Source organism: Pseudomonas sp. CFBP 8771 (genome assembly GCF_014841695.1).
In the GTDB taxonomy this organism is placed as follows: Bacteria; Pseudomonadota; Gammaproteobacteria; order Pseudomonadales; family Pseudomonadaceae; genus Aquipseudomonas; species Aquipseudomonas baltica.
Window position 1 is genome coordinate 120,129 of sequence record NZ_JACYUJ010000007.1, and the last position, 25,321, is coordinate 145,449.

The following is a 25,321-nucleotide window of genomic DNA, read 5'->3' on the forward strand; positions in this document are numbered from 1 at the left end:
ACTTCAAGCCAATCCCCCACTTCCTGTTCTTGATGGCACGCCCGATTCAGGCGGCGTGCGACTTCCTGCCGCGACGCCGGGCCCGCAGGCCCGACGCTGGTAGCGGGTATCAGACGACACTGATACCGCTCTGGACCCACAGATGGTGCGAGGGGTCCTCCTGGGGAGTGTAGACGTTGTACTGCACGCCGTTGTCCGTCTGTGTGGCGCCCGGCGCCCAGGTTGCGCCGGTCATGTGCACGGTGTCGTGGCTGTCGCCCAGGATCAGTAGCTTGTCGGTGCTGGCGTCGGTGACCGACAGCAGGTCGCTCAAGCTCAAGGTCAGATTGACCTTGCTGGACTGGTTCAGGTCGATGACCTCGATGTTGTTGATGCGTGCTGCCAGGTTGCTCAGGTCGATGTCGGCATCGCCACCGCTCCACTTCAGCGTATCGGTCCCGGCACCGCCGTCGACCGAGGCGAACGTCTGGTCGTAGATGACGATGGTGTCGTTACCGTCGTGACCGTGCAAGGTCAGCGCCCCGCCCTGGGCGCCATCGAGCAGATCATCGCCTGAAGTGCCTTGCGGGTCGTGCCGGTCGCTGCCGGCAACGGCAGCGTGATCGGCGCTGGTGTCGTCACTGGTAAACGACGCCAGGCGCGCGAAGGTGGCCGGCGTGGCGGCGTTGTTGAGGTTGATGGTCAGGGTGGCGGTATCGCTGGCTCCGGTGGGGTGGTTGAGTTGATAGGTGAACACGTCGGTCTGGCCAATAACGGCGCTGCCCTGATTCAAAGTCGGTGTATAGGCATAGCTGCCATCGGCATTGACCAGCAGCGCGCCATGGGCACCGGCAATGGTGACGCCGTTGACCCCAGGCAGAACGAACGCCCCGGCACTCAGCACGCTGAGCGAGGTGTACGAGGAACCCAGTACATCGGCGCCCGCCCCGGTCAGCAGGTTGCCCACCGCCGTGGTGGCGCTGCCGACCACGAAGGTGCTGGTGGACGTCGCCTCCTGACGTACTGCGGCGGTGTAGCTCGATGCCACTCCCAGGCCACCGTTGGTGACGACCAGGCGGTAGGTGCCGGCAGTCTGGTCCTCGACGCGCACACCCAGGCCAGCGCTGCCGATCGCGATCAGGTTGGCACCCGAATAGGACCCTACCTGAACATAGGTGCCGTTGGCCTGCAGCTTTGACAGCACGAAGTTGACCGGCGACAGCAGCGACAGGCCGCTGCCGGTGACCGACAAGGTCAGGTCGCTCAAGGTGTTCGGCGCCACGGTGAACGTGAACTCGCCGCGACCGCCGAGCAAGCTGCTGTCATAGCGACCGATCGTGGCCGTATTGTCGGTGAACTGACCGACCAGGCTCAACGCGCTCGCCGCCGTGTCGTTGATCGCGTCCACCAGCGTGGCGTTGGCGGCCAGGTTGTTGGGGTTCCACACCTCGTTGACGTTGGCGCTGTCGATGCGCACGTACAGATGGGCCGTCGAGCTCAAGCCATTGGGGTGCACCAACTGGTACTGGAAGTCTTCGACCTTGCCCACGCTGGCGACTGCCCCGCTCGGGTTGTAGGTGTACTTGCCGGTACTGTCGATGGTCAACTGGCCGTACAGGCCCTGCACCATGGTGCCCGCACCGGCCGTCACGTAGGTGCCGTTCTTGAGTACCTGCAGCACCGCACCGTTGTCCGGCCCGGTGCGGTCAGCCAGGCCGTTCACACCGGGATCGGTGATGACGTTGCCGTCCAATGGCGCCGGGGTTCCGGTGAACTGGGTCAGGCTGGTGGTCACGAACTGGATCTGCGTGGTCAGGCTGTCGAGCAGCGAAACCAGACTGCTGGCGACCGTCAGGCGATAGTTGCCGGCCTGCAGCAAGCCGATGTCGGCCTGCACCTGGTTGGTCCCCAGCCCGATCAGATTGAGCAACTGCGGATTGGTCGTGCTGTTGGCCAGGGTTACCCAGTTGCCGGCGGCGTTCTGCACCTCCAGAGCGAAGGCCGAAGCTGGCAGCACACCGAGCAAGGCGTTGTTGGTCACTGTGATCAACGGGTCGGTCACGGTACCGGCAGCCACCGTGAAACCGAACGCCTTCACCTGGCCCAGCAGCAGGCTGACACTGGTGTTGGTGTAGTCGCTGGCCACCGTGACTGGCGTGATGTTGACCGTAGCGGTTGCCAGGTTGTTGGAGGCGATCACTGGCTCGTTGACGTCGATGTCCGGTGCCACCACAGCCGCGCCGCCGCTGACGTTGCCGCGCCCGTCGGTGAGCGTGACACTCAAGCGCTCGCCGTTGATCTGCGCGGCGTTCAAGGCCACGGTGAAGGTGCCATCAGCCCCCACGGTGACCGGCGCCACGTTGAGCACGACGCCGTTGGCTGCCTTGACGCTGACCGTGGCGCCCGGCTCGCCGGTACCGCGCAGGGTCAGGCCATCGCCCGCCACTACCAGCCCGGTGGCCAGGCTCGGTGGGGTCAGGTCCGGCGCGGTGGTGGTGGCCGTTGGCGAAACGTTGGCGGCGGCATCGGCCTGGCTGACGGTCAGCACCTGGCTGTTGATCTGCGCGGCATTGAGGGTAACGCTGTAGGTGCCGTTGGCGGCGACCAGCGCCGTGCCCAGCACGCTGGCGCCACTGCGCACGGTGACCGTGGCCCCCGCCTCGCCGGTGCCCGACACCACGGTGCCGCTGGCACTGATAGTGGCGGTTGGCGCAGCCGGTGGCGTGGTGTCGGCCACACCTAGTTGGCCCGCTGCGGACACGTTGCCGGCCGCATCGGTGAGGGTCACGCGCAGCGCGCCTCCGTTGAGCTGCGGCGCAGCCAGTGTCACCGTGAACAGACCCAGCGCATTCACCGGCCCCTCGGCCAGCAGAGCGTTGTTGGCCCCGTAGACCTTGACGGTGCTGTTGGCTTCGCCGACGCCGCTCAGGCTCACACCGCCGACCAGCAACAGTGCGGTCGGTGCGTTCGGCGCGGTGGCATCACGGGCCGTGAGTGTGGTGATCGGCGACGTCAGCCCGGCGGCATCAGTCTGCACCACGGTCAGTTGCTGACCATTGAGCTGCACGGCACTGAGGCCGACGCTGAAGTTGCCACTGGCATCGACCACGGCATTGCCCAATGCCACGCCGCCGACGCTGACGGTCACCCGCGCACCGGCCTCGCCCTGCCCGCTCACGGTGCTGCCATTGGTGGCCAGCGCGACGTTGACCAGCGCCGTCGGTGGGGTGGTGTCGAGTGCCAGGAACGGCGTGCCCACCGACACATTGCCGGCGGCATCGGCCAGCTTGACGCTGAGCAGTTGGCCATTGAGTTGCGGGCTGCTCAACGTGACCGCGAAGGTGCCGTTGGGCAGCACGGTGGCCGTGCCGATGGCAACCCCTGCAGCGTTGTAGACGGTGGCGATGGCACCGGCTTCACCGGTACCGCTGAGGGTCTGCCCGGCATTGCTCAGGCCGGTGATCACCGGTGCCACGGGTGCGACGATATCGGGCGCGGCGATGCTGACCGCCGTGGACACGTTCTGCGCGGCATCCACCTGCACCGCCGTCAGGGTACCGCCGTTGGCCTGGGCCACTGGCAGTACCACGGCGAAGCTGCCGTTCAAACCGACCACGCCAGTGCCTACCACCACGCCGGCGGCATTGGTGACCCGCACGGTGGCGCCTACCTCGCCCCGGCCGGTAACGAGCGTACCGGTACCGTTGACGTCCAGTGCGGTGATGGGCACTGGCGCGGTGCTGTCGACCGAGGTGTAGAAGGTCGCGATCGACGTGAGCGCGCCTTTGGTGGCGTGCAGTTCGAGCACCTGGCCGTTGGCCTGGGGTGGATTGAGCGTCACGGTAAAGGTCGTACCGGTGGTGACACCGGTGCCGAGCACGGTCCCGGCGGCGTTGCGCACCACCACGGTAGTGCCCGCCTCGGTGGTGCCGGTCAGGGTCACGCCGTTGCTGGTGATGGTGCTGACCTGCGGCGCGGCCGGTGGCAGCTCCACAGGAATGTTCAACGAGGCGATACCTGAAGGATTGCCCGCCGCATCGGTCTGGATCACGGTCAACAGCTGACCACCGAGGGCAGCCGGCAGCAGCGGCACCTGGAAGTTGCCATTGACGTCGACCACAGCCGTGCCAAGCACCACAGGGGTCTGCCCGACCAGCAACCCGACACTGACGGTCGCCCCGGCCTCGCCTTTGCCGGTGAGAACGGTGCCAGCGGCATTCACCACCAGTTGCGTGGCCAGGCTCGGTGGGGTGATATCGGGAACGGTCAAACGTGCCAACGCGGATTTGTTGCCGGCCGCATCCTGCGCGTACACCTCCAGCGTCCCACCGTTGAGTTGCGCCAGGCTCAGCGGCACGCTGAAGGTGCCATTGGCGCCGACCAGCACGTTGCCCAACGCCGCGCCCTGAGCGTTGCTCACGAACACCCTCGCGCCCGCCTCAGCCGTGCCGTTGAACAGCAGGCCGTTGGCGCTCAGGCCCAACCCTGTCGGCAGCGCCGGAGGGGTCAGGTCAGGGGCGTTGACGGTGACCCCGGCAGAGGTGTTCCCCGCAGCGTCGCGCTGGACCAGCAGCAAAGCTTCGAAGTTGGTCTGCGGGGTGCTCAGGGTCACGTTGAAAGTGCCGTCCGCGGCGACCACGGCGGTGCCCAGTGTCGCGTTCAGCGGACCGGTGACGGTCACCGTCGCGCCGGCTTCGCCACGCCCGGTGACGATACGACCGTCGGCGCTGACCGCCGTCAGGGTCAATGCCAGTGGCGCGGTGACATCCGGTACGGCAAAGTTGAACGGCAGCGAGACGTTGCCAGCCACGTCGGCCTGGGTCACGACAAGCACCTGGCCGTTGAGCTGAGCAGTGGCCAGGTTGACGGTGAAATTACCATCGACATCGGCAGTCGCCGCGCCGATCTGCACGCCCAGCACGTTCTTGACCACGATGCGCGCGAGCGCTTCGCCGCTGCCGGTCAGTTGCAGGCCGCTGGTCGATACCGCCAGGTTGACCAGTGCGGTCGGAGCCTGGAGATCGCTGGCAGTAATGGTGACCGCAGCGGAGGCGTTGCCGGCGGCATCGACCTGGCGGACGCTGAGCACTTCACCGTTGATCTGCGCCACGCCGAGCGTGACGCTGTAGGTGCCATCGGCGTTGACCGTGCCGGTGCCCACCGACACATTGAGGTTGTTGCGGATGATCAACTGCGCACCGGGCTCGCCGGTACCGGTGAGCAGCGTGCCAGTCGCGTTCAGCGCCAGAATGGTCGGCGCCGCCGGCGGCGTGGTGTCGCCGGCCAGCAGGCTGCCGGGGCCCGAGACATTGCCAGCCGCGTCGGTCAGCGTCACCACCAGCGACTGACCGTTGAGCTGCGCCGGCAACGTCACCTGGAAGGTACCATCGGCCGCTACGGTGGTCGCCGTGCCCAGGGTCACGCCTGCCGCGTTCTTCACCAGCACGGTGGCATTGGCTTCGCCCACGCCACTGAGCACGGTACCGCTGGCATTGAGCAGCAGTTGCGTCGGCGCAGCCGGTGGGGTCAGGTCCGGAGCGAAGATCGGGGTGCTTGCACCCACGTTGCCGGACACATCCGTCTGGGCCACGGTCAGTGGCTGGTTGTTGATCTGCGCCGGCGACAGGGTCACGACGAAGCTGTTGTCGGCTGCCACCTGGGCGCTGCCCAGGACTACCCCGGCGGCGTCGCGCACGGTCACCGTGGCGCCGGGCTCTCCCCGGCCGGTGACAGTGGCCCCGGTGGTGAGGTTGATTGCGACCTGGGTCAGCAATTCGGGCGCAGTGGTGTCCGGCGAATTGATCGTCGCGATTGGCGAGACATTGCCTGCGGCATCGGTCTGCACCAGGTTCAGGAGCTCGCCGGTGATCACCGCTGGCGTCAGAGTGACGCTGAAATTGCCCGCCGCCGAGACCGCGCCGCTGCCCAGTACGGTACCGTCCAGCCGGGTCACGCTGACCACGGCACCGGGCTCGCCCTTGCCGGTCAAGAGGCTCGTCAATGCGCCGTCATTGCTGATGGCGATATTGGTCAAAGGCACCGGTGCGGTGGTGTCGCCCGCCAGAATGGCGCCCGGCACCGACACGTTGCCCGCGGCATCGGTCAGGGTCACGCCCAGGGCCTGGCCGTTGACCTGCGCCTGGCTCAACACCACCTGGAAGCTGCCATCGAGCAGGACGGTGGCGGTGCCCAGGACGACGTTCTGGGCATTGGTGACGGTAACCAGTGCACCGGGCTCACCCGTGCCGGTCAGCACCAGGCCCTGGTTGATGACCGCCAGATCGGCCGGCGCTGCGGGTGGCGTACGGTCGCCGGCGAGCGTGACGAGGGGCAGCGAAGCGTTGCCGGCCAGGTCGGTCTGCACCACGCTCAAGGCCTGGCCGTTGAGTTGTGGCGTGGCCAGGTTGGCAATGAACACCCCTGTCACCGCGACCACGGCAGTGCCCAGCACCACGTTGCCAGGGCCAGTGATCACCACGGTTGCACCGGCTTCGCCGCGTCCGCTCAGGACCGTGCCGTCGAGGCTGACCGACAGTGCGCCAAGGTTGCTGGGAGCGGTCACATCCGGCGCTGTCAGTTGCGCCGGCAGCGAGGTCAGCGCGCCGTCGGCGGCCGTGACCTGGAGGATTTCGCCATTGAGCTGGGCAGCAGAAAGCTGCACCTGGAAGACGCCGCTGCCATCGACGGTCGCGGTACCCAGGACGGTCCCTTGCAGGTTGCGCACGGTGATCAGGTTGCCGACATCACCTTGGCCCACCAACTGCAGGCCATCGGTGCTGAGCACCAGTGCGGTCGGTACATCCGGGCCATTGGTGTCCGGTGTGGTGACGGTGGCGACGGTCGAAACGTTGCCGGCCGGGTCGGCCTGGGTGACGCTGAGCAAGGTGCGGTCGCCGGAGATCGGATCGAGCGTCACGGTGAAATTGCCGTTGCCATCGACCGTGGCCGTGCCGACCGCGACACCACCCACGCCGAGTACGGTGACTTGCGCGCCGATTTCGCCCTTGCCGGTCAGCAGCGCACCGTCGGCGCTGACCACAAGGTCGGTGACCGGGTTCGGCACCGTGGTGTCGGGCGCGACCACCAGAGTGGTCGACGAGACGTTGCCCGCCGCATCGGTGGAGGTGACCAGCAAGGTCTGGCCATTGGTCTGCGCCGCCCCCAGAACCACTTCGTAGCTGCCGTTGGGGGCGACCGTGGCGGTCCCCAGCACATTGCCCTGAGCATCGCTGACGATCACCGTCACCACGGTGCCCGGTTCCGCAACACCCACCACTGCCCCACCGCTGAGGTCGACGGCGGCGGTAGGTGCCACGGGCGGTGTGCTGTCCACCGCAGGCACCAAGGCCGTCGGCGAAAGGTTGCCGGCCGCGTCGGTCTGCGATACGGCGAGATTGCCGCCGCCCAGCTGCGCGACCGCGAACGGTACGGTGAAGGTGCCGGTAACGCCGATGACGACGCTGCCCAGCGCAGTACCGTCGGGCGCGAGCACGGTAACGGTGGCGCCCACTTCGCCGCGACCGGTCAGCTGAGTGCCATCGGCACTGGCCAGCAGATCGGTCAATGCGCCCGGCGCGGTCAGGTCGAGGGCCTGCACTTGCGCAGGCACCGAGACCAGCGCACCGAGGTTGGCAACCACTTCCAGCTGTTCGCCGTTGAGCTGCGGGCTCGACAACGCGACCGTGAAAGCACCGTTGCCATCGGCCACTGCGGTGCCCAGCACCACGCCGGTGGCACTGCGTACGGTCACGGTATTGCCAGCATCGGCCAGACCGCTCAGCTGCAGGCCGTTGCCACTGAGCAGCAGCGCGCTGGGTTGGTCCGGGCCGGTGCCATCGGGTGCGGTTACGTCCACGTCGTCCGACGCGTTACCCGCGGCATCTTCCTGTACGACGGTGAGCACGTCCCCTGGGGCGACGGTGGCAGTGAGGGTGATGAGGAAGCTGCCCGTGGCACCGACCACGCCGATACCGATGACGGTGCCGCCCGCGTCGCGCACGGTCACCTCGGCAGCCGGCTCGCCGCGGCCAGCCAGCAGATCGCCATTCGGGCTGATCACCAGCGCGGTGACCGGCGCAGGTGGGGTCGTGTCCAGCGCGAACAGCGTGGTGCTGGCGGACACGTTACCGGCGGCATCGGTGGTGGTCACCAGCAAGGTCTGGCCGTTGGCCTGCGCGGTGCCCAGGTCGACCTCGTAGCTGCCATCGGCGGCCACCGTGGTAGTGCCCAGGACATTGCCTTGAGCGTCGCTGACGATGACCGTGACCCGCGTGCCGGGTTCGGCGGTGCCGGTCACCAGGGTGCCGGCAGGATTGAGCACCGCTGCGGGAGCGTCGGGCAGCGTGCTGTCGCGAGCAACCACGGTTACAGCTGTGGATGGGTTGTTGCCGCCGTCCACCTGCACGGCACTGAGCAGCTGACCATTGGTCTGCGCGACGTTCAGCGACACGGTAAAGGCGCCGGTGACGCCGACCGTCGCCGTGCCCAGCACGGCGTTGTCGGGGCCCCGAATGGTGACGATCGAGCCGGCCTCGCCGCGCCCGGTGACCTGAGTGCCGTCGAGGCTGACCAGCAGATTACTGATCAGACCGGGCGGCGTGGTGTCGGCTACCGTGATCAGCGCGGGCAGCGATACCAGCGCACCGCTGGTGGCGATGACTTCGAGGGTTTCACCATTGGTCTGGGCCGCGTTCAGTGCGACCTGAAAATTGCCCGTGGCGTCCACCACTGCCGTGCCCAGTACCACGCCCGTCACGCTGCGCACGGTAATGGTGTTGCCCACATCGCCCTGCCCGCTGAGGGTCAGGCCGTTGCCGCCCAGCAGCAGCGCCGTGGGTTGATCGGGACCGTTGACATCCGGGGCGACCACGACGGTTGCCGTCGACACGTTGCGGGCCGCATCGGTCAAGGTGACATTGAGCACCTCGTTTTCGCTGGCGGCGCGCAGCAGCAGGACAGTGAAAATACCGTTCGGACCGACCGCTGCGGTGCCGAGCACGTCGCCGTTGACGGCGAGCACGGTGGCAGTGCTGCCGATTTCGCCCTGGCCAACCACGGTCAAACCATCGAGGCTGACGCCCAAGGCAATGGGCGCATCCGGCGCGGTGAGGTCGGCGGCGATCACGGTGATGCTGGTCGATGTGTTGCCGGCGGCATCGGTCGACGTGACCAGCAGCGTCTGGCCGTTGGTTTGCGGAAACGCCAGGTCGACCTGGAAGGTACCGTTGGCCCCCACCGTAGCCGTGCCCAGTACATTGCCCTGGGCATCACTGACCACCACCGAGACCACACTGCCAGGTTCTGCCTTGCCGATGACTGCCCCGCCCTGCGGCGTGAGCACCACATCGGTCGGGGCTGCCGGCGCCTGCAGGTCCGGTGCGTTCAGCGTGACGTTGGCGGAGAAGTTGCCGGCGGCATCGACCTGGCTGACCGTGAGCTGCTGTAGGTTCACCTGAGGATTGTTCAGCGTGATGGTGAACTGCCCGCTGGCATTGACGTCGGCGCGGCCCAGCTCGGTGTTGCCGAGCAATACGCGAACCGAAGCACCGGCCTCGCCGCGACCGCTGACCACCAGGCCATCGGCGCTGATGAGCACTTCGCTGAGCGCGGTGGGCGGGGTAATGTCCGGCGCCTGCAGCGCAACCGACACCGAGGCGTTGCCGGCCACGTCGGTCTGCAGCACGTCCAGAAGCTGGCCGTTGGCCTGGGGAGGATCGAGCACCAGACTGAACGTGCCATTGGCGGCAACCACGGCCGAGCCGAGCACGGTGCCGGCGACGCTGGTGACGGTGACGGTCGCACCCGCTTCGCCGCGCCCGGTGATCAGGCTGCCGTCGGCGTTGATGACAGGCGCCACCACCGCCAACGGTGCAAGGGTGTCGCGGCCAACCACACTGCCTACCACGGACAGGTTGCCCGCGCTGTCGCCGAGGGTGACCCTCAGGGTACCGCCGTCGATCTGCGGCGCGTCCAGGGTGATCTGGAACGTGCCGTTGGCGTTCACGGTGCCGGTGCCGACCTGGACGCCCAGGGCGTTGCGTACCACCACGTTGGCACCCGCCTCGCCGGCGCCGGTCAACACTGTGCCGACATCGTTGAGCACCAGCGCGACCGGCGCTGCGGGCGCGGTCAGGTCAGGCGCGATCAGGGTCACGCCCAGCGACAGGTTGCCGGCCGCATCGGCCTGGGTCACGGTGAGCACCTGCAGGTTGGTCTGGGCCGGCACCAGGTTGATCGTGAAGGTGCCGTCCGTGGCCACCGTGGCGGTGCCGACAGACTGGTTCAACGCGTTGCGCACGGTGACTTGCGCGCCTGCCTCGCCGTTGCCGGTAACCAGCGCGCCGTTGGCGCTGAGCTGGACGTTGGCAAGCAGGTCGGGCGCAGTGGTGTCTCCGGCAGTCAGCGACACCGGAATCGAGACACGACCAATCGCGTCACTGGCCTGCACGCTCAGCACTTCGCCGTTGCGTTGCGGGGCATCGAGCAGGATGCTGAACGTACCCAACGCATTGACCGTACCGCTGCCCAGCAGCACACCCGTGGTACTGGTGACACGAATGAGCGCCCCCGCCGAACCGGTGCCGGTCAGGATGGCGCCTTCCAGGGTCAGCAGCAGATTGGCCGGAGCGATCGGCGCACCGCCGTCCGGGCCGTTGACCTGCGCCGGCAGCGAGGGGTTGCCGGCGGCATCGGTTTCGATCACGGTCAGCACGTCGCTGAGGATGGCAGGCCGGTTCAAAGTAATCAGGAAAGTACCGTTCGCATTCACCGTGCCGGTGCCGAGCAGATCGCCGTTGGCGGCGGTGATGCGCACGGTGGCATTGGCCTCGCCCGAGCCGCTGAGCAAGGTGCCGTCGGCGCTGACCACCAGATTGCTGACCGCGACCGGTGGGGTGATGTCGGCTGCCAGCAGGGTGGCCGACGCCGAGGTATTGCCTGCGGCATCGGTGGCCGTGACGCGCAGGGCCTGGCCATTGGCCTGGGCAGACGCCAGGGTAATGGCGAAGGTGCCATCGCTGCCGGCAACGCCGCTGCCGATGACTTGGCCCTGGGCTCCGGTGATGCTAACGGTAGCACCTGCCTCGGTGACACCCGAAAGCAGCGTACCCGCCAGGCTCAGCGACAGCCCGGTAGGCACTGCCGGAGCGGTGATGTCGGCTGCCTGCAGGCTGAAGGTTGGCGAGACATTGCTGGCGGCGTCGACTTGCACCAGCGACAGCGTTTGCCCATTGAGTTGCGGACTGCTCAAGGTAACGCTGAAACTACCGTCCGCGCCAACCACAGCGCTGCCCAGCGATACGCCAGCGGCACTGCGCACAGTGACCGTGGCACCGGCCTCACCACTGCCGCTGACCAGCCGTCCGTCGCCGCTGAGCAGGACATTGAGCAGCGCGGTCGGCGCGGTGGTGTCCGGGGCGCTCAGCGGTGTGGCTGGCGAGGTGTTGCCCGCCGCATCGCTCTGCGTGACGGCCAACAGTTGCCCGGCTACCTGCGGCGTGTCCAGGCTGATCTGGAAGCGGCCATTGGCGCCTACCACGCCACTGCCGACGAGGTCGCCGTTGGCATTTCTGATCTGAACGGTTGCACCGATCTCGCCGGTACCACTGAGCGACGACCCGGTGCTGTCGAGTACCAGCGCAGCGGGCGCCAACGGAGCCAGGGTATCGCCTGCCTGCACGCTGACCACTGCCGACTCGTTGCCGGCCAGGTCGCGTTGCGACAGGGTAAGGGTCTGGCCATTGTTCTGGGCTTGATTCAGGTTGACGCTGAACAGACCATTTGCATCGACCACGCCGGTGCCCAGCACCACGCCATTGCTGGCGAACACGGTAACCGTGGCACCTGCTTCGCCACGCCCGCTGACCACCAGGCCATCGGCGCTTACCAGTGGCTGCAGCACGCTGCCGGGCAGGGTCAGGTCAGGTGCGGTCACAGTGGCCGGCACCGAACTGTTGCCCGCCCCGTCGACCTGGTTGACCTGCAAGCGCTGCGCATCTATCTGCGGCGGCGTCAGCGTCACACTGAACTGCCCGCTGATACCGACGATGGCCGTGGCAATCGCCACGCCGGCCGGGTTGAGTACGGTGACCGTGGCGCCTGCTTCGCCGCGCCCGGTGATCAGGCTGCCGTCATTGCTGATGACGACATTGGTCAGCGCCGGAGCTGTGCTGTCGATGGCGGTAAGCTGGCCGGGCAGCGAATTGAAGCCACCGCTGCTGGCCACGACATCCAGTTGTTCGCCATTGGTCTGCGCCGCGCTCAAGGTCAGCTGGAACGTGCCATCGGCATTGACCGTGGTGGTGCCCAGCACGCCAGTGGGGCCGCGCACGGTGATGGTATTGCCCGCGTCGGCAATCCCGCTCAGGCGCAGGCCGTCGGCGCTGAGCACCAGCGCGGTGGGTTGATCGGGCCCGTTGGCGTCGGGCACCGTCACGCTGGCGGGCAGCGAAACATTGTCGAAACGGTCGGTGAGCGTCACGCTCAGCACGGCGTTCTGTGCGACGGGTGTCAGGGTGACCAGGAAGCTGCCAGTCGGGCCGACGGTGCCGGTACCGATCTGCGTGCCTTGGGCATCGAACACGGTGACCGTGGCACCGACTTCGCCTTTGCCGGCCAGCAGCGTACCTGCAGGATTGACCGCAAGGTCGGTGGCCAGGTTGGGCGCGGTGAGGTCGGCAGCGATGACGGTGATCGAGGTGGACACGTTGCCGGTGGCATCGGTGGAGGTCACCAGCAGCGTCTGGCCATTGGTCTGCGGCGTGTTCAGGTTGACCTGGAAAGTGCCGTTGGCGGCGACGGTCGCAGTGCCCAGCACATTGCCCTGGGCGTCACTGACCACCACCGACACCACCGTGCCGGGCTCGGCCTGGCCCGTGACGGCCGAGCCTTGCGCGGTCAGCACGACGTTGGTGGGCGCGCTCGGCGCCTGCAAGTCAGGCGCAGTCAGGTTGACGTTGGCCGACAGGTTGCCGGCGGCATCGGCCTGAGTCACGGTGAGCGACTGCAGATTGATCTGCGGCGTGCTCAGGGTGACCGAGAAGCGCCCATCGGCGCCGACCGTCGCAGTACCCAGTTCGCCACCGGCACTGGTCAATACCCGCACGGTCGCCCCCGCTTCACCCACACCGGTGACGACCGCGCCGTTGGCGCTGATGGCAACAGTGCTCAAAGCGATGGGCGCGGTCACGTCGGCGGCGACCAGCGCCACCGGCAGCGACAGGTTGCCCGCAGCGTCCACCTGCTGCACATCGAGCACCTCGCCATTGGCTTGCGCAGGTACCAGATTGACAACGAAGCTGCCGGTTGCACCGACGACGGCGCTGCCAAGCACCGCGCCATTGGCTGCGGTCACGCTGACCGTCGCGCCCACTTCACCCTTGCCGGTCAGCAGCGTGCCCGCCACATTGAGCTGCAGGCCGGTCACCACGCCCGGTGCGGTAACGTCGGCGACAGGCAGCGCCGCCGAGGGCGAAACGTTGCCTGCCGCGTCCGTCAATGTCACTTGCAAAGTGGTGCCGGTCAGCTGCGCCGTGGTCAGGGTGATCTGGAACGTGCCGTTGGCGGCCACGCTACCGTTGCCGATGATCACGCCTGCCGCATCGCGCACGGCGACTGTGGTGCCCGCCTCGCCGACACCGTTGAGCACCGTGCCCAAAGCGTTCAGGCTCAAGCCCGACGCAGCCAGCGGAGCGGTGAAGTCCGGAGCAGTCACGCTGACCGCCGCCGAGACATTGCCACCCGGATCGGTCTGGGTGGCGGTGAGTACCTGACGGTCGATCAGTGCCGGGGTGAAAGCGATACTGAAGGTGCCATCGCTGCCGACCGTGCCGGTGCCGAGCAATTGGCCCTGGGCGCCGCGCACGTTGACCGTGGCACCGACCTCACCCGTACCGCTCAAGGTGCTGCCGTTCGCGCTGAGCTGGACATTGTCGAGGGCATCGGGTGGCGTGGCGTCCAGCGCCGTGAGCAGGGTCGGCACCGACACGCGTACGCCGTCGCTGGCCTGCACGCTGAGCAGCTCGCCGTTGTTCTGCGCCGGCGACAGGGTCAGGCTGAACTGGCCGGAGGCATTGACCACGGCCGAGCCGAGTACTGCGCCTTGCGCATCGACGACGGTCACGGTGTTGCCGGCCAGAGCAGTACCGGTGAGCGTCACGCCATCGAGGCTGATCACCAGGTTGCCGGGGGCCGCCGGCTCGTTGCCGTCCGGCCCGTTGACAGTCACGGGTGGCGACGCATTGCCGGCCGCATCGGTCTCGATCACGTTGAGGACGTCGCTCTGCAGCGCCGCACGATTCAGTGCAATGACGAAAATACCATTGGCACCCACGGTGCCGGTGCCGATCAGGTCGCCGTTGGCGGCCCGCACGGCGACACTGGCGCCCACTTCACCGGTGCCCGACAGCGTCAGGCCATTTGGGCTGATCGCCAGGTTGCCGACCGCAATCGGCGCGGTGGTGTCGGCGGCGACCAGGGTGCTGGCCGCCGAGTTGTTGCTGGCCGAATCGGTGGCCACGGCCTTGAGGCTCTGGCCATTGGTCTGGGCCGCGCTCAAGGTAATGCTGAAGGTGCCATTGGCTGCCACTGTGCCGGTGCCCAGCAGCGTGCCTTGTGCATTGGTGATGCGCACGGTGGCGCCCGCCTCGCCGGTACCGGTCAGCACCAGCCCGCTGGCGTCCAGCGCCAGGGCCGCCGGGGCGCCGGGCGCAGTCACATCGGCAGCGGTGACGAAGGTGGTCGGCGACACGTTGCCGCTTGGGTCGGTCTGGGCGGCGCCCAGTCGTTCGCCATTGACCTGAGCGCTGGCCAGGCCAACGCTGAAGGTGCCATCGCTGCCCACCACGGCGCTGCCAAGGACGGCGCCGTTGGCCGCGCGAACGGTGACCGTGGCCCCGCTCTCACCGGTGCCGGTCACGCTCAGCCCATCACGGCTCAGGAGCACATTTGTCAAGGCACCGGGAGCGGTGCTATCGGCAGCGGTGATCGCTACCGGCACCGAGGTCTGGCCGGCGCCGTCAGTCTGGGTGACCTCCAGCAACTGGCCGTTGGCCTGGGCCGGAGAGAGGCTGACCTGGAACGTACCGTTAGCCGCGACCACGGCATTGCCCAGCTCGACGCCGTTGGCACCGACCACGCGCACCGTGGCACCGGCCTCGCCCAGGCCGGTCAATACGGTTCCGCTGCCGTTGAGCTGCAAGGCACCGGGTGCGCCAGGCGCATCGGTGTCGGGTGCTTGCGCAAGAGCGATGGGCGAGCGGTTGCCGGCAGCGTCGCTCTGGCTGACGCTGAGGCTCTGGCCGTTGGTCTGGGCGGCGTTCAGGGTGACGCTGAACAAGCCGTCGCTGCCCACCGTTGCTGTGCCCAGCGCGACGCCGTTCGGCGCGAGCACCGTCACGGTGGCGCCGACTTCGCCGCGTCCGGTCAGGGTCAGGCCGTCGTTGCTCACGGCCAATTGCGAGAGCGCGGCCGGTGCGGTCAGGTCGGGCGCGGTCAGGTCGACGGCGGTGGCGCTGTTGCCCGATGCATCGGTCTGGCTGACCTGAAGCTGCTGGGCATTCAGTTGCGGTGGGTTCAAGGCGACGCTGAAGGTACCGTCGGTGGCGACGGTGCCGGTACCTATCACCGCACCGTTGGCGCCACGCACGATGACGCTGGCACCTGCTTCACCGCTACCGGTCACGGTAGCGCCGTTGGCGCTGATGGCAACGCCGCTCACCGGGTCAGGCGCGGTCGAATCGAGGGCGGTGATTTCGACCGGCACCGAGGCTTCGCCCAGCGCATCGGTGGCGACCACCGACAGCACTTCACCGTTGGTCTGGGGTTGGGTCAGGGTAATGACGAACGTGCCGTTGGCGGCTACGGTGGCCGTGCCCAGCAGATTGCCCTGCGGGCCGAAGACGTTGACGGTGTTGCCGGCGCTGCCGGTGCCGGTCAGCTGCAGGCCGTCGCTGCTCAATGCCAGATTGCCAGGCGTGCCCGGGCCAATCGCGTCGGGTGCCGTGATGAAGACCGGGGTCGAAACGTTTGCGGCGGCATCGGCTTGCACCGCGCTCAGCAGGTCGCCTTCGACGGCGGCCGGTGCCAGCGCAGTGCTGAAATTGCCATTGGCACCAACCGTGGCAGTGCCGATCACCGCGCCTGCAGCATTGCTGATGGTCACCGTGGCACCCGGCTCGCCACGCCCGGTCAGGGTCAGGCCGTCGGCGCTGATCAACAGGTTGGTGACCGCATTCGGCGCGGTGGTGTCCGGCGCGGTGAAGGGAACCGATGCCGAGCTGTTGCCGGCCGCATCCACGGCGCTCAACGTCAGTGCCTGGCCGTTGGCCTGGGCACTCGACAGGGTGATTTGGAAGGTGCCGTCGGCCGCGACCAGGGCGGTGCCCAGCACCGTGCCGGCCGCGTTTTTCACCGACACCGTGGTGCCGGCCTCGCCCACGCCCGAGAGCACGGTACCGCCGGCATTCAGCGCCAGGTTGCTCGGTGCCACCGGCGCTTCCAGATCAGGTGCGGTCAGGCCGACATTGGCCGAGGCATTGCCGGCGGCGTCCTGTTGACCGACGAGCAGCGCCTGGCCATTGGTCTGTGGCGCAGCCAGGGAAAGGTTGAAGGTGCCATCGGCCGCGACCACGCCGGTGGCCAGCACTGCCCCGTTCGCTGCCGTGACGGTGACGGTATCGCCCGGCTGGCCACGACCGCTCACCAGGCTGCCGTCAGCACTGATAGCCACTTCGCTGAGGTCCACGCCGGCGGTGATGTCCGGCGCCGTCGCCGGTACCGCAAGCGAAGGATTGCCGGCCGCATCGGTCTGGCTGACGCTGAGCACTTGCCCATCGGCCTGGGCCGGGGAGAGGCTGACAACGAAATTGCCGGCGGCATTGACCGTAGCAGTGCCTACCACGTTGCCCTGGGCATTGCGCACGGTCACGGTGGCGCCAGGCTCGCCGATGCCGGTCAGGGTCGTGCCATCGGCATTGAAACCGATGTTGCCGACGGCGGCTGGCGCTGTGCTGTCGGGCGCAACGAAGGGCACCGGCACCGAGGTTTCGTTATCGAAATCGGTGGCTATCAGGGTCAGTGTCTCGCCGTTGGTCTGGGCCTGGCCGAGGGTAATCGAGAAGCTGCCATCGACGTTGACGATGGCGCTGCCCAGCAACACGCCCTGGCTGGTGAAGACACGCACGGTATCGCCGGCATTGCCGGTACCTGTCAGGGTCAGCCCGTCCTGGCTCAGGTTGAGGTTGTCCGGGGTGCCGGGGCCGATGTCATCAGGCACCAACATGCTGAACGTGGAGGTGACGTTACCGTTCTCGTCGGTCTGCGTGGCAGTGATCGGTTCATTGGGGGTGAGGCGCAGTGCGAAACGGATGAAAAAGCGGCCGAACGCATTCACCACCGCGCTGCCGATGGCGTCGCCGGCGGCGTTGGTGATGGTTACGGTGTCGCCCGCCTGACCACGGCCGCCACAGGAGAAACCATCGGCGCTGACGACGAAATCGGTGATCGGTTCGGACACGCTGAGGTCCGGCACCTGCAACTGGCCAGGCGGCGACGCATTGCCCGCCGCGTCGGTGGCCACCACGCTGAGGGTTTCGCCGTCGATCTGGGCAGCGCTCAAGGTGATCTGGAAGATGCCGCTGGCGTTGGCCGTACCGGTGCCGAGCAGGTTGCCGGCAGCGTCGCGCACCGCCACGGTAGCGCCTGCTTCGGCGCGTCCGCTGAGCACCAACCCGCTGCCGTCAATGCTCAAATTGCTCGGCGCAGACGGGGCCTCGATGTCCGGGGCCAGCACGTTGGCGGGCAACGAAACATTGCCTGAGGCGTCGGTCAGGGTAACGCCCAGGCCCTGCCCGTTGGCCTGTGCAGGACTGAGATCGACGCGGAAATTGCCGCTGGCATCCACGGTTCCGGTGGCAATCAGGTTACCGGCCGCATCGGTGACATTGACCAGCGTGCCGGCCTCACCGCGACCGGTCAGCACGCTGCCATTGGCGCTGACGGCCAGGCCGGTCGGCGCGTTTGGAGCGGTGGTGTCGGGGGTTGGGTCAGGCGTTGGGTCAGGCGTAGGGCCAGGGGTCAGGTCAGGCGCAATCAGGCCTGCGGCGGGCGATTGGTTGCCCGCTGCATCGGTTTGCGTGGCGCTCAAGGCTTCGCCGTTGATCTGCGGCGGGGTCAGGGTCAGGTTGAACGTGCCGTCGGCCGCTACCACGGCCGAGCCCAGGACCACGCCGGTGGCCGTGGTCACGGTGACGGTAGCGCCGGGCTCGCCGGTACCGGTCAAGGTGCTGCCATCGGGACTGAGCGCCAGTGCACCGGGCGCTGCGGGCGCAGTGATATCGGGTGCGGTGATGACCACCGGGTCCGAACTGTTGCCCGAGCCGTCGGTGATGATCACTTCCAGCGATTCACCATTGGCCTGAGGCGTGGGGAACGCCACCTGGAAATTGCCATCGGCACCCACGGTTCCGCTGCCGACCACGTTGCCTTGGGCATCGCGAATGATCACCGAGGCATTGCTTTCGGCGCTGCCCGAAACGCTGCTGCCATCGGCGGCGAAACTGAGCCCGGTCGGGGCGCCCGGTGCCGTCGTATCAACGGGCGGTACCGGTTCCACGGGCGGTACGGGCGCGCCGCCGCCACCACCGCCGCCACCGCCTCCGCCGCCCACTGCAGCCGTGGTGGCGCCTACGCCTACCAGGCCGAACGCAGCGAGCAACCAGCCAGGCGTGGCACCGCTGGCGGCCGCACCGGCCAGCAGCAATTCGTCCACGGTCGAGGCTTCGGAGAAGGTAAAGCCGGTGAAGGGTTCACCGTAGTTGGCCTGCCAGAGAAAACCGTCCTGGCCTTCGAAGACCAATTCACTCTGCTGCCCGGCCGCATCGACCTTGAAGAAGTCTCCGAGCGTTATCTGCTCGCCGGATTTGAGGGTGATGGTCAGATTGTTGCCGGAACGCGTGGCCGAAGCGACATCGCTGGGATCCACTGGCAGTTTGACCAGGCTGGTATCCAACAGCTTTATATTGCCCCAGGCGATTTCCGAGGTGCTTTGCGCCGACTTCGCAGCAACAACGATACTGTCCATACCTACTCCTAGCAGATTCTTGCAGTGCACTACGGGGCACTGCACAAACAACTTCACGCGTACTCGGCGCTAACCGAGGCCAGTGATTCAAGGTCTCTTCTAATGTTTGCCCCGGACGGGGCACTGCACACTGGGTCGGTTCACCCGTAACAGCCCGGCTGAACGATAAACAATTGACATCTTTCCATGACGAGCCCACCTTAAACTTATAACTGCTTGTTTTAGATTGACTTTTAAAATCCATTCAACTTGACTGAGGCTTTATGGCGCTGCGCCATCTATGGGTTAGGCTAGTACGTGATGGCACTCAAGAGCTGACGATTTATAACAATTTTCGAATATCACATTGCTATCATTGAACAAGAGATGGACAAAATCCGTGGTGCGATATTAGTTTGCGCAACAACTAAGCATAGATAATCGATTCATCACTCATCAACGCATTGAGGCGACGCGGACATGGCGGGTGCGCAAGTGAAGTCTTCGTCATGAACCTTGCCCGAGCTGATGAAACCAACGACAGAAGTCAGCGCGCTAGTTGCGAAGTGGCCCAGCGCTCGGTGTACAGTGGGCGGTACAAGAACTCACCCACAGGACCCTACCGTGACCCGCCCAGCCCCGCTGATCAGCGCCGACTTCGATAGCGGCAACATCGAAGCGATCGACCTACGCGACCCTCTCGACATCCAACTGGCGATTCGCCCGGACCGGCAGAGCCCACACTTTCAGTGGTTTCACTTCAAGGCTGCCGAGCTGCAGGTCGGGCAACGCTACGAGTTCACGCTGCAGAACGCTGCGCAGTCTTCCTATAACAATGCCTGGCACGGCTACCACGCGGTGGCGTCCTGCGACCAACAGACCTGGTTCCGCGTGCCCAGTACGTTCGATGGCCAGGCACTGCGGTTCGGTCTGGACGCTCAGGGCAGCGAGATGTGGTTTGCCTATTTCGAGCCCTACAGCCGGCAGCGGCACGACGCCCTGATCAATCGCGCGATCACCCAGGCGGGCCTGCAACTGCTGGCTGTCGGGCAAAGCTGCGAGGGGCGGGAAATACCGTTGCTGCGCAAGGGCGACGGTGCGCCCGGCAAGCGTCGGCTGTGGCTGATCGCCCAGCAACACCCTGGCGAACACATGGCGCAGTGGTTCATGGAGGGCGTGATTGATCGTCTGCAGGCGAATGATCCGCAGATTCAGGCCCTGCTGGCGGTGGCCGATCTGTACCTGGTGCCGAACATGAATCCCGACGGCGCCTTCCACGGCCACCTGCGCACCAACGCCCGCGGTCGCGACCTCAACCGTGCCTGGCAAGACTCCAGCGCCGAATACACCCCCGAGGTGTTCTTCGTGCAGCAGCAGATGGACAAGCACGGTGTCGACCTGTTCATCGACGCCCATGGCGATGAGGAAATCCCGTACGTGTTCACCGCGGCCTGCGAGGGAAATCCCGGCTATACACCGCGCATCGCCCAGCTGGAGCAGACCTTTCGCGACCTGCTGTGTGATCATACGGCGGATTTCCAGGCGGTACACGGCTACACCCGCGACAAGCCGGGCGAGGCCAACATGACTCTCGCCTGCAACAGCGTCGGCGAGCGATTCGACTGCCTGTCGCTGACCCTGGAAATGCCGTTCAAGGATCACGATGCGGCTCCCGATGCGCTTACCGGCTGGAACGGCCAGCGCTCGGCGCGACTGGGCGGCGATGTGCTGAGCGTGCTGGCGCAGATGGCGCCTAACTTGCGTTGACCCCCACGTTGCTCAAGGAGCGCCCTGATTGACCGCACCGCCGTCGCTGCTCGCCTTGTACAGGCGTCTGTTCAAACCTGAATGCAACGCCCAGCCCTGCGCCAACACTGGCCACGCCGGTGGCGCACTGCGCGCCTGGTTCGACGAGCGCGCCCGGCAGGCGGGCTATACGCTGGGCGCCGATCAGGCGCGGGTCATCGACAGCATGGCCGAGCGCATGCCCGCGTTGCTGCAGGGCACGCCGGCGAGGGGTCTGTACCTGTATGGGGCCGTGGGGCGCGGCAAGAGCTGGCTGCTCGACGGCCTGTTCCGCGCCGCCCCTGTGGATGAGAAACGCCGCCTGCATTTCCATGATTTCTTCGCCAAGCTGCATCAGGGCATGTTCCATCACGGCCAGGCCGATGATCCGCTGGCCAGCACCCTGGATGAACTGCTCGATAACTGCCGCCTGCTGTGTTTCGACGAATTCCACGTGCACGACATCGGCGACGCCATGCTGATCACGCGCTTGTTCAAGGCGCTGTTCGACCGCGGCATCCTCCTGGTAGTGACCTCCAATTACCCGCCGGAAGGCCTGCTGCCCAATCCGCTCTATCACGAGCGCTTTTTGCCCGTCATCGAACTGATCAATGCGCGCATGCAGGTGCTCGAAGTCGGCGGCGCCACCGACTACCGCAGCCTGGCCCAGTCAGGTGCACAGCAGTGTTTCACCCGCGGTCACTACGTATGGCCGGGCACGCCGGCACAGCGTGCGCTGCTGCAATTGCCGCCCGCCGACCTGGCACCGCTGGCGTTCACCGTCGGCCACCGCGAGCTGCGTGCCCGCCTGATCACGGGCGAGCGTATTCATTTCAACTTCGCCGACCTGTGCGAGGAGCCGACCGCTGTCATTGATTACCTGGCTCTGTGCAGGCGCTTCCAGCACTGGAGCATCGACCATCTGCCGATGCTGGACGAGTGTTCGACCGCGGTTCAGCAGCGCTTCATCAACCTCATCGACGTGCTGTACGACCAGGACAAGACGCTGACACTGGTCAGCGAGCGGCCCCTGGCAGAGAGCCTGGCAGGGTCGGTCATCGACCTGATGCGCACACGCAGCCGATTGGGGCAACTGACCATGCTGGGCGAGCCACCGCGCCGGTAGCTCGTCCTCACCTAGCGCGCCGCGAGCACCTGGGCGATTTCCTCCAGTATCGCCGGGTCATCGATGGTGGAAGGTGCGACGAACACCTCCTGCGCAGCGATCTTGCGCAGCACCGCCCGCAGGATCTTCCCCGAACGCGTCTTGGGCAGGCGCTTGACCACCAGCACCCGTTGCAGGCATGCCAGCGCCCCGATGGATTCGCGTACCTGCGCCACCAATTGTGCCTGCAGCACGGACGGGCTCACCGTACTGCCGTCCTTGAGCACCACCAGCGCCAGAGGCACCTCGCCCTTGATCTCATCGCTGACGCCGATGACGGCGCATTCCGCCACGTCGGCATGCCGGGCGACCAGATCCTCCATTTCACCGGTCGACAGCCGATGGCCCGAGACGTTGATGACATCGTCGGTGCGCCCCATGATGTGGACATAGCCGTCGGCATCCAGATAGCCACCGTCGCCGGTGTGGTAATAGCCGGGGTAGCGCTCCAGATAGCTTTGCAGGTAGCGCGGGTGATCGCCCCACAAGGTCTGGCTGCAACCGGGAGGCAACGGCAGCGCGATGACGATTGCGCCTTGCTCGCCGGGCGCCATCAGCTCGCCTTGCTCATCCAGTACCTGAACGTGATAGCCCGGCACCGCTCGGTTGCTCGAGCCCACCCGCACGGCCGAGCCTTCCAGGCCCATGCAGGGTGCGGTCACAGGCCACCCCGTCTCGGTCTGCCACCAGTGATCGTGAACCGGCTTGCCGGTTTGCGCTTCGAGCCAGCGATGGGTGCTGGAGTCGAGCTTCTCGCCGGCCAGGAACAGCTGCCGCAGCGAACTCAGGTCGTAACCGCGCAGCAGCAACCCCTCGGGGTCTTCCTTGCGGATGGCACGCATTGCAGTGGGCGCGCAGAACAGCGCGTTGACGCCATACTGCTCGACCACGCGCCAATAGCTGCCGGCATCCGGCGTACGAATGGGCTTGCCCTCGTAGAGCACGCTGGTACAGCCGCACATCAGCGGCCCGTAGACGATCAGCGAGTGGCCAACCACCCAACCGACATCGGAAATTCCCCACCAGACATCGCCTGCGCGCATGCCGTAGATGGCGCCCATGGCGAAGGTCAGGGCCACCGCGTTACCACCGGTTTCGCGCACGATGCCCTTGGGTTTGCCGGTGGTGCCGGAGGTGTACATCACGTACAGCGGATCGCCGCTGGCCATGTCCACGGCCGCTGCGGGCGCAGCATCGGCCAGCTGTGCCTGCCAGTCCAGATCGCGGCCGTCCTGCAGTGTCGCCAAAGCCTGCGGACGTTGCAGCACCAGCACCTGTTCGGGAGCATGGCGAGCCAGGCCCATGGCCTTGTCCACCAGCGGCTTGTAGGCAATCACCCGGTCGAATTCCACCCCGCACGAGGCGGTGAGCAGCAATTTGGGCCGGCAGTCGTCGATGCGCAGCGCCAGTTCGTTGGCAGCGAAGCCGCCGAACACCACCGAGTGCACTGCGCCGATCCGCGCGCAGGCCAGCATCGCCATCGCAGCCTCAGGCACCATCGGCATGTAGATCACTACGCCATCGCCCTTGGCCACCCCCAGGTGGGTGAGCACGCCTGCCAGCCGCGCCACCTGGTCGAGCAGCTGCCGATAGGTGAAGCGTTGCTGTACGCCGGTCACCGGCGAGTCGTAGATCAGCGCAGTCTGTGCGCCGCGACCCAGCGCCACCTGCTGGTCCAGGCACAGGTAGCTGGTATTGAGACGGCCATCGGCAAACCAGCGATGGGTGCCGTCGGGCTGTACGTCGAGCACCTGCTGCGGCGGGTGCGACCAGGCGACTGCGCGGGCCTGTTCTGCCCAGAAACCGGCAGGGTCGGAAATGGAGCGTTCGTACGCTTGCTCATAGTTCATCGGTAGCCAACCCTGGATTGTTGTTATTGAAGGGCGAGCGTTGAGTATGGCTGGGGTTGGCCGAGCTGCCAGCCGACCAAGGTCGAACGTCGAACGTGGCGTGGCGCGCACGAACCGCTATGATGGCCACCGCGATTTCCTTGATGACGGTTGTCCCATGAATACCCTCGAGCTGCTCGAAGCCGGCCATTTGGCTGGCGCCACCCGCCTGGACCTGGCCTGCGGCCTGACCGAATTTCCCCAGGCCATCTTCACCCTGGCCGACAGCCTGGAGGTGCTCAACCTCAGCGGCAACGCCCTGACCCGGCTGCCCGATGACCTGCACCGGCTGCACAAGCTCAAGGTGCTGTTCTGCTCGGACAATCCATTCACCGAGTTGCCTGTCTGCATCGGCCGCTGCCCGCAGTTGAGCATGGTCGGCTTCAAGGCCAACCGCATCGAACACGTACCTGCGCAGGCGTTGCCACCACAGCTGCGCTGGCTGATTCTCACCGACAACCGCATCGAGCGTTTGCCCGACGCGCTGGGTGACTGCCTGCACCTGCAGAAACTGATGCTCTCGGGCAACCGTCTGCAAGCCTTGCCCGAGCGCCTGGCACAGCTGGAAAACCTCGAGCTGCTGCGCCTGTCGGCAAACCGCCTGCCGGCCCTGCCCGACTGGCTGCTGCGCCTGCCACGGCTGGCCTGGCTGGCGTATGCCGGGAACCCCATGAGCGAAGCCTTCACCACACCCCACAGCGAGGGCACACGCGGGCACATCGCCTGGAGCGACCTGCGCCTGGACGAGCGTCTGGGCGAAGGGGCTTCGGGCATCATCTATCGTGCACACCTGGAAAGCGGGCAGCCGGTGGCGGTAAAGCTGTACAAGGGCGCGATGACCAGCGATGGCTCGCCGGTCAACGAGATGAATGCGTGCATGGCTGCGGGCGAACATCCGCAGTTGATCAAGGTGCTGGGACGCTTGAGCGGGCATCCCGACGACACTGCGGGGCTGGTCATGGCGCTGATCGATCAGTCGTTCGCCAACCTGGCGGGTCCGCCCAGCCTGGCTTCTTGCACGCGCGACATCTACTCGGCCGATTTCGCCATTGATCGCGATGCCCTGTTGCGCCTGCTGCGGGGTATGGCCGGAGTCGGCGCCCATCTGCATGCGCGCGGGATCAACCACGGTGACTTCTACGCCCACAACGTGCTGTGGCGCGACAGTGGCGAATGCCTGTTCGGCGATTTCGGGGGGGCCTCGTTCTACCCCGGCGACGGGGGCGAGGTATCGCAAGCACTGGAGCGGATCGAAGTTCGCGCCTTCGGCTTGCTGTTCGAGGAGCTGCTGACCCGTTGCACTGAAACCGACGACGGCTTGTGGGCCTTGCAACGCGAGTGCGTCCAGCCCCAGGTACTGGCCCGCCCCAGCTTCGCGCAAGTCACCCAGCGCCTGGGTACCTGACGATCAGACGCCAGATCCCCTGTAGCAGCGGCGCAAGCCGC

Annotated in this window: 5 protein-coding genes; 3 read left to right on the forward strand and 2 right to left on the reverse strand. The window is 66.6% G+C overall.

What is annotated here, in order from left to right:
* Window positions 1-109: 109 nt before the first annotated feature.
* Window positions 110-19,057, reverse strand: a complete 18,948-nt coding sequence (locus tag IFT80_RS17190; RefSeq protein WP_192137942.1) for a BapA/Bap/LapF family large adhesin — start codon at window positions 19,055-19,057, stop codon at window positions 110-112.
* Window positions 19,058-19,660: 603 nt separating this feature from the next.
* On the opposite strand from IFT80_RS17190, the gene IFT80_RS17195 reads away from it, so the two are divergent.
* Both IFT80_RS17195 and zapE read left to right on the forward strand, forming a co-directional pair.
* On the forward strand, window positions 19,661-20,803 hold the full coding sequence (locus IFT80_RS17195; protein ID WP_342214347.1) for a M14 family metallopeptidase: 1,143 nt from the start codon (window positions 19,661-19,663) through the stop codon (window positions 20,801-20,803).
* A 46-nt stretch (window positions 20,804-20,849) separates the two neighbouring features.
* The gene (zapE, locus tag IFT80_RS17200; RefSeq protein WP_446731003.1) at window positions 20,850-21,947 is read left to right on the forward strand and encodes a cell division protein ZapE; all 1,098 of its coding nucleotides are present in this window, start codon (window positions 20,850-20,852) and stop codon (window positions 21,945-21,947) included.
* Between the two features lie 11 nt (window positions 21,948-21,958).
* Here zapE and IFT80_RS17205 read toward each other — a convergent pair whose 3' ends face one another.
* Window positions 21,959-23,836 carry a propionyl-CoA synthetase gene (locus tag IFT80_RS17205; protein ID WP_192137943.1) on the reverse strand — a complete coding sequence of 626 codons (1,878 nt, stop codon included), beginning with the start codon at window positions 23,834-23,836 and terminating at the stop codon, window positions 21,959-21,961.
* A gap of 157 nt (window positions 23,837-23,993) precedes the next feature.
* Between IFT80_RS17205 and IFT80_RS17210 the strand changes: the two genes are divergently transcribed.
* The gene (locus tag IFT80_RS17210; RefSeq protein ID WP_192137944.1) at window positions 23,994-25,280 is read left to right on the forward strand and encodes a leucine-rich repeat-containing protein kinase family protein; all 1,287 of its coding nucleotides are present in this window, start codon (window positions 23,994-23,996) and stop codon (window positions 25,278-25,280) included.
* The last annotated feature ends 41 nt before the right edge of the window (window positions 25,281-25,321 follow it).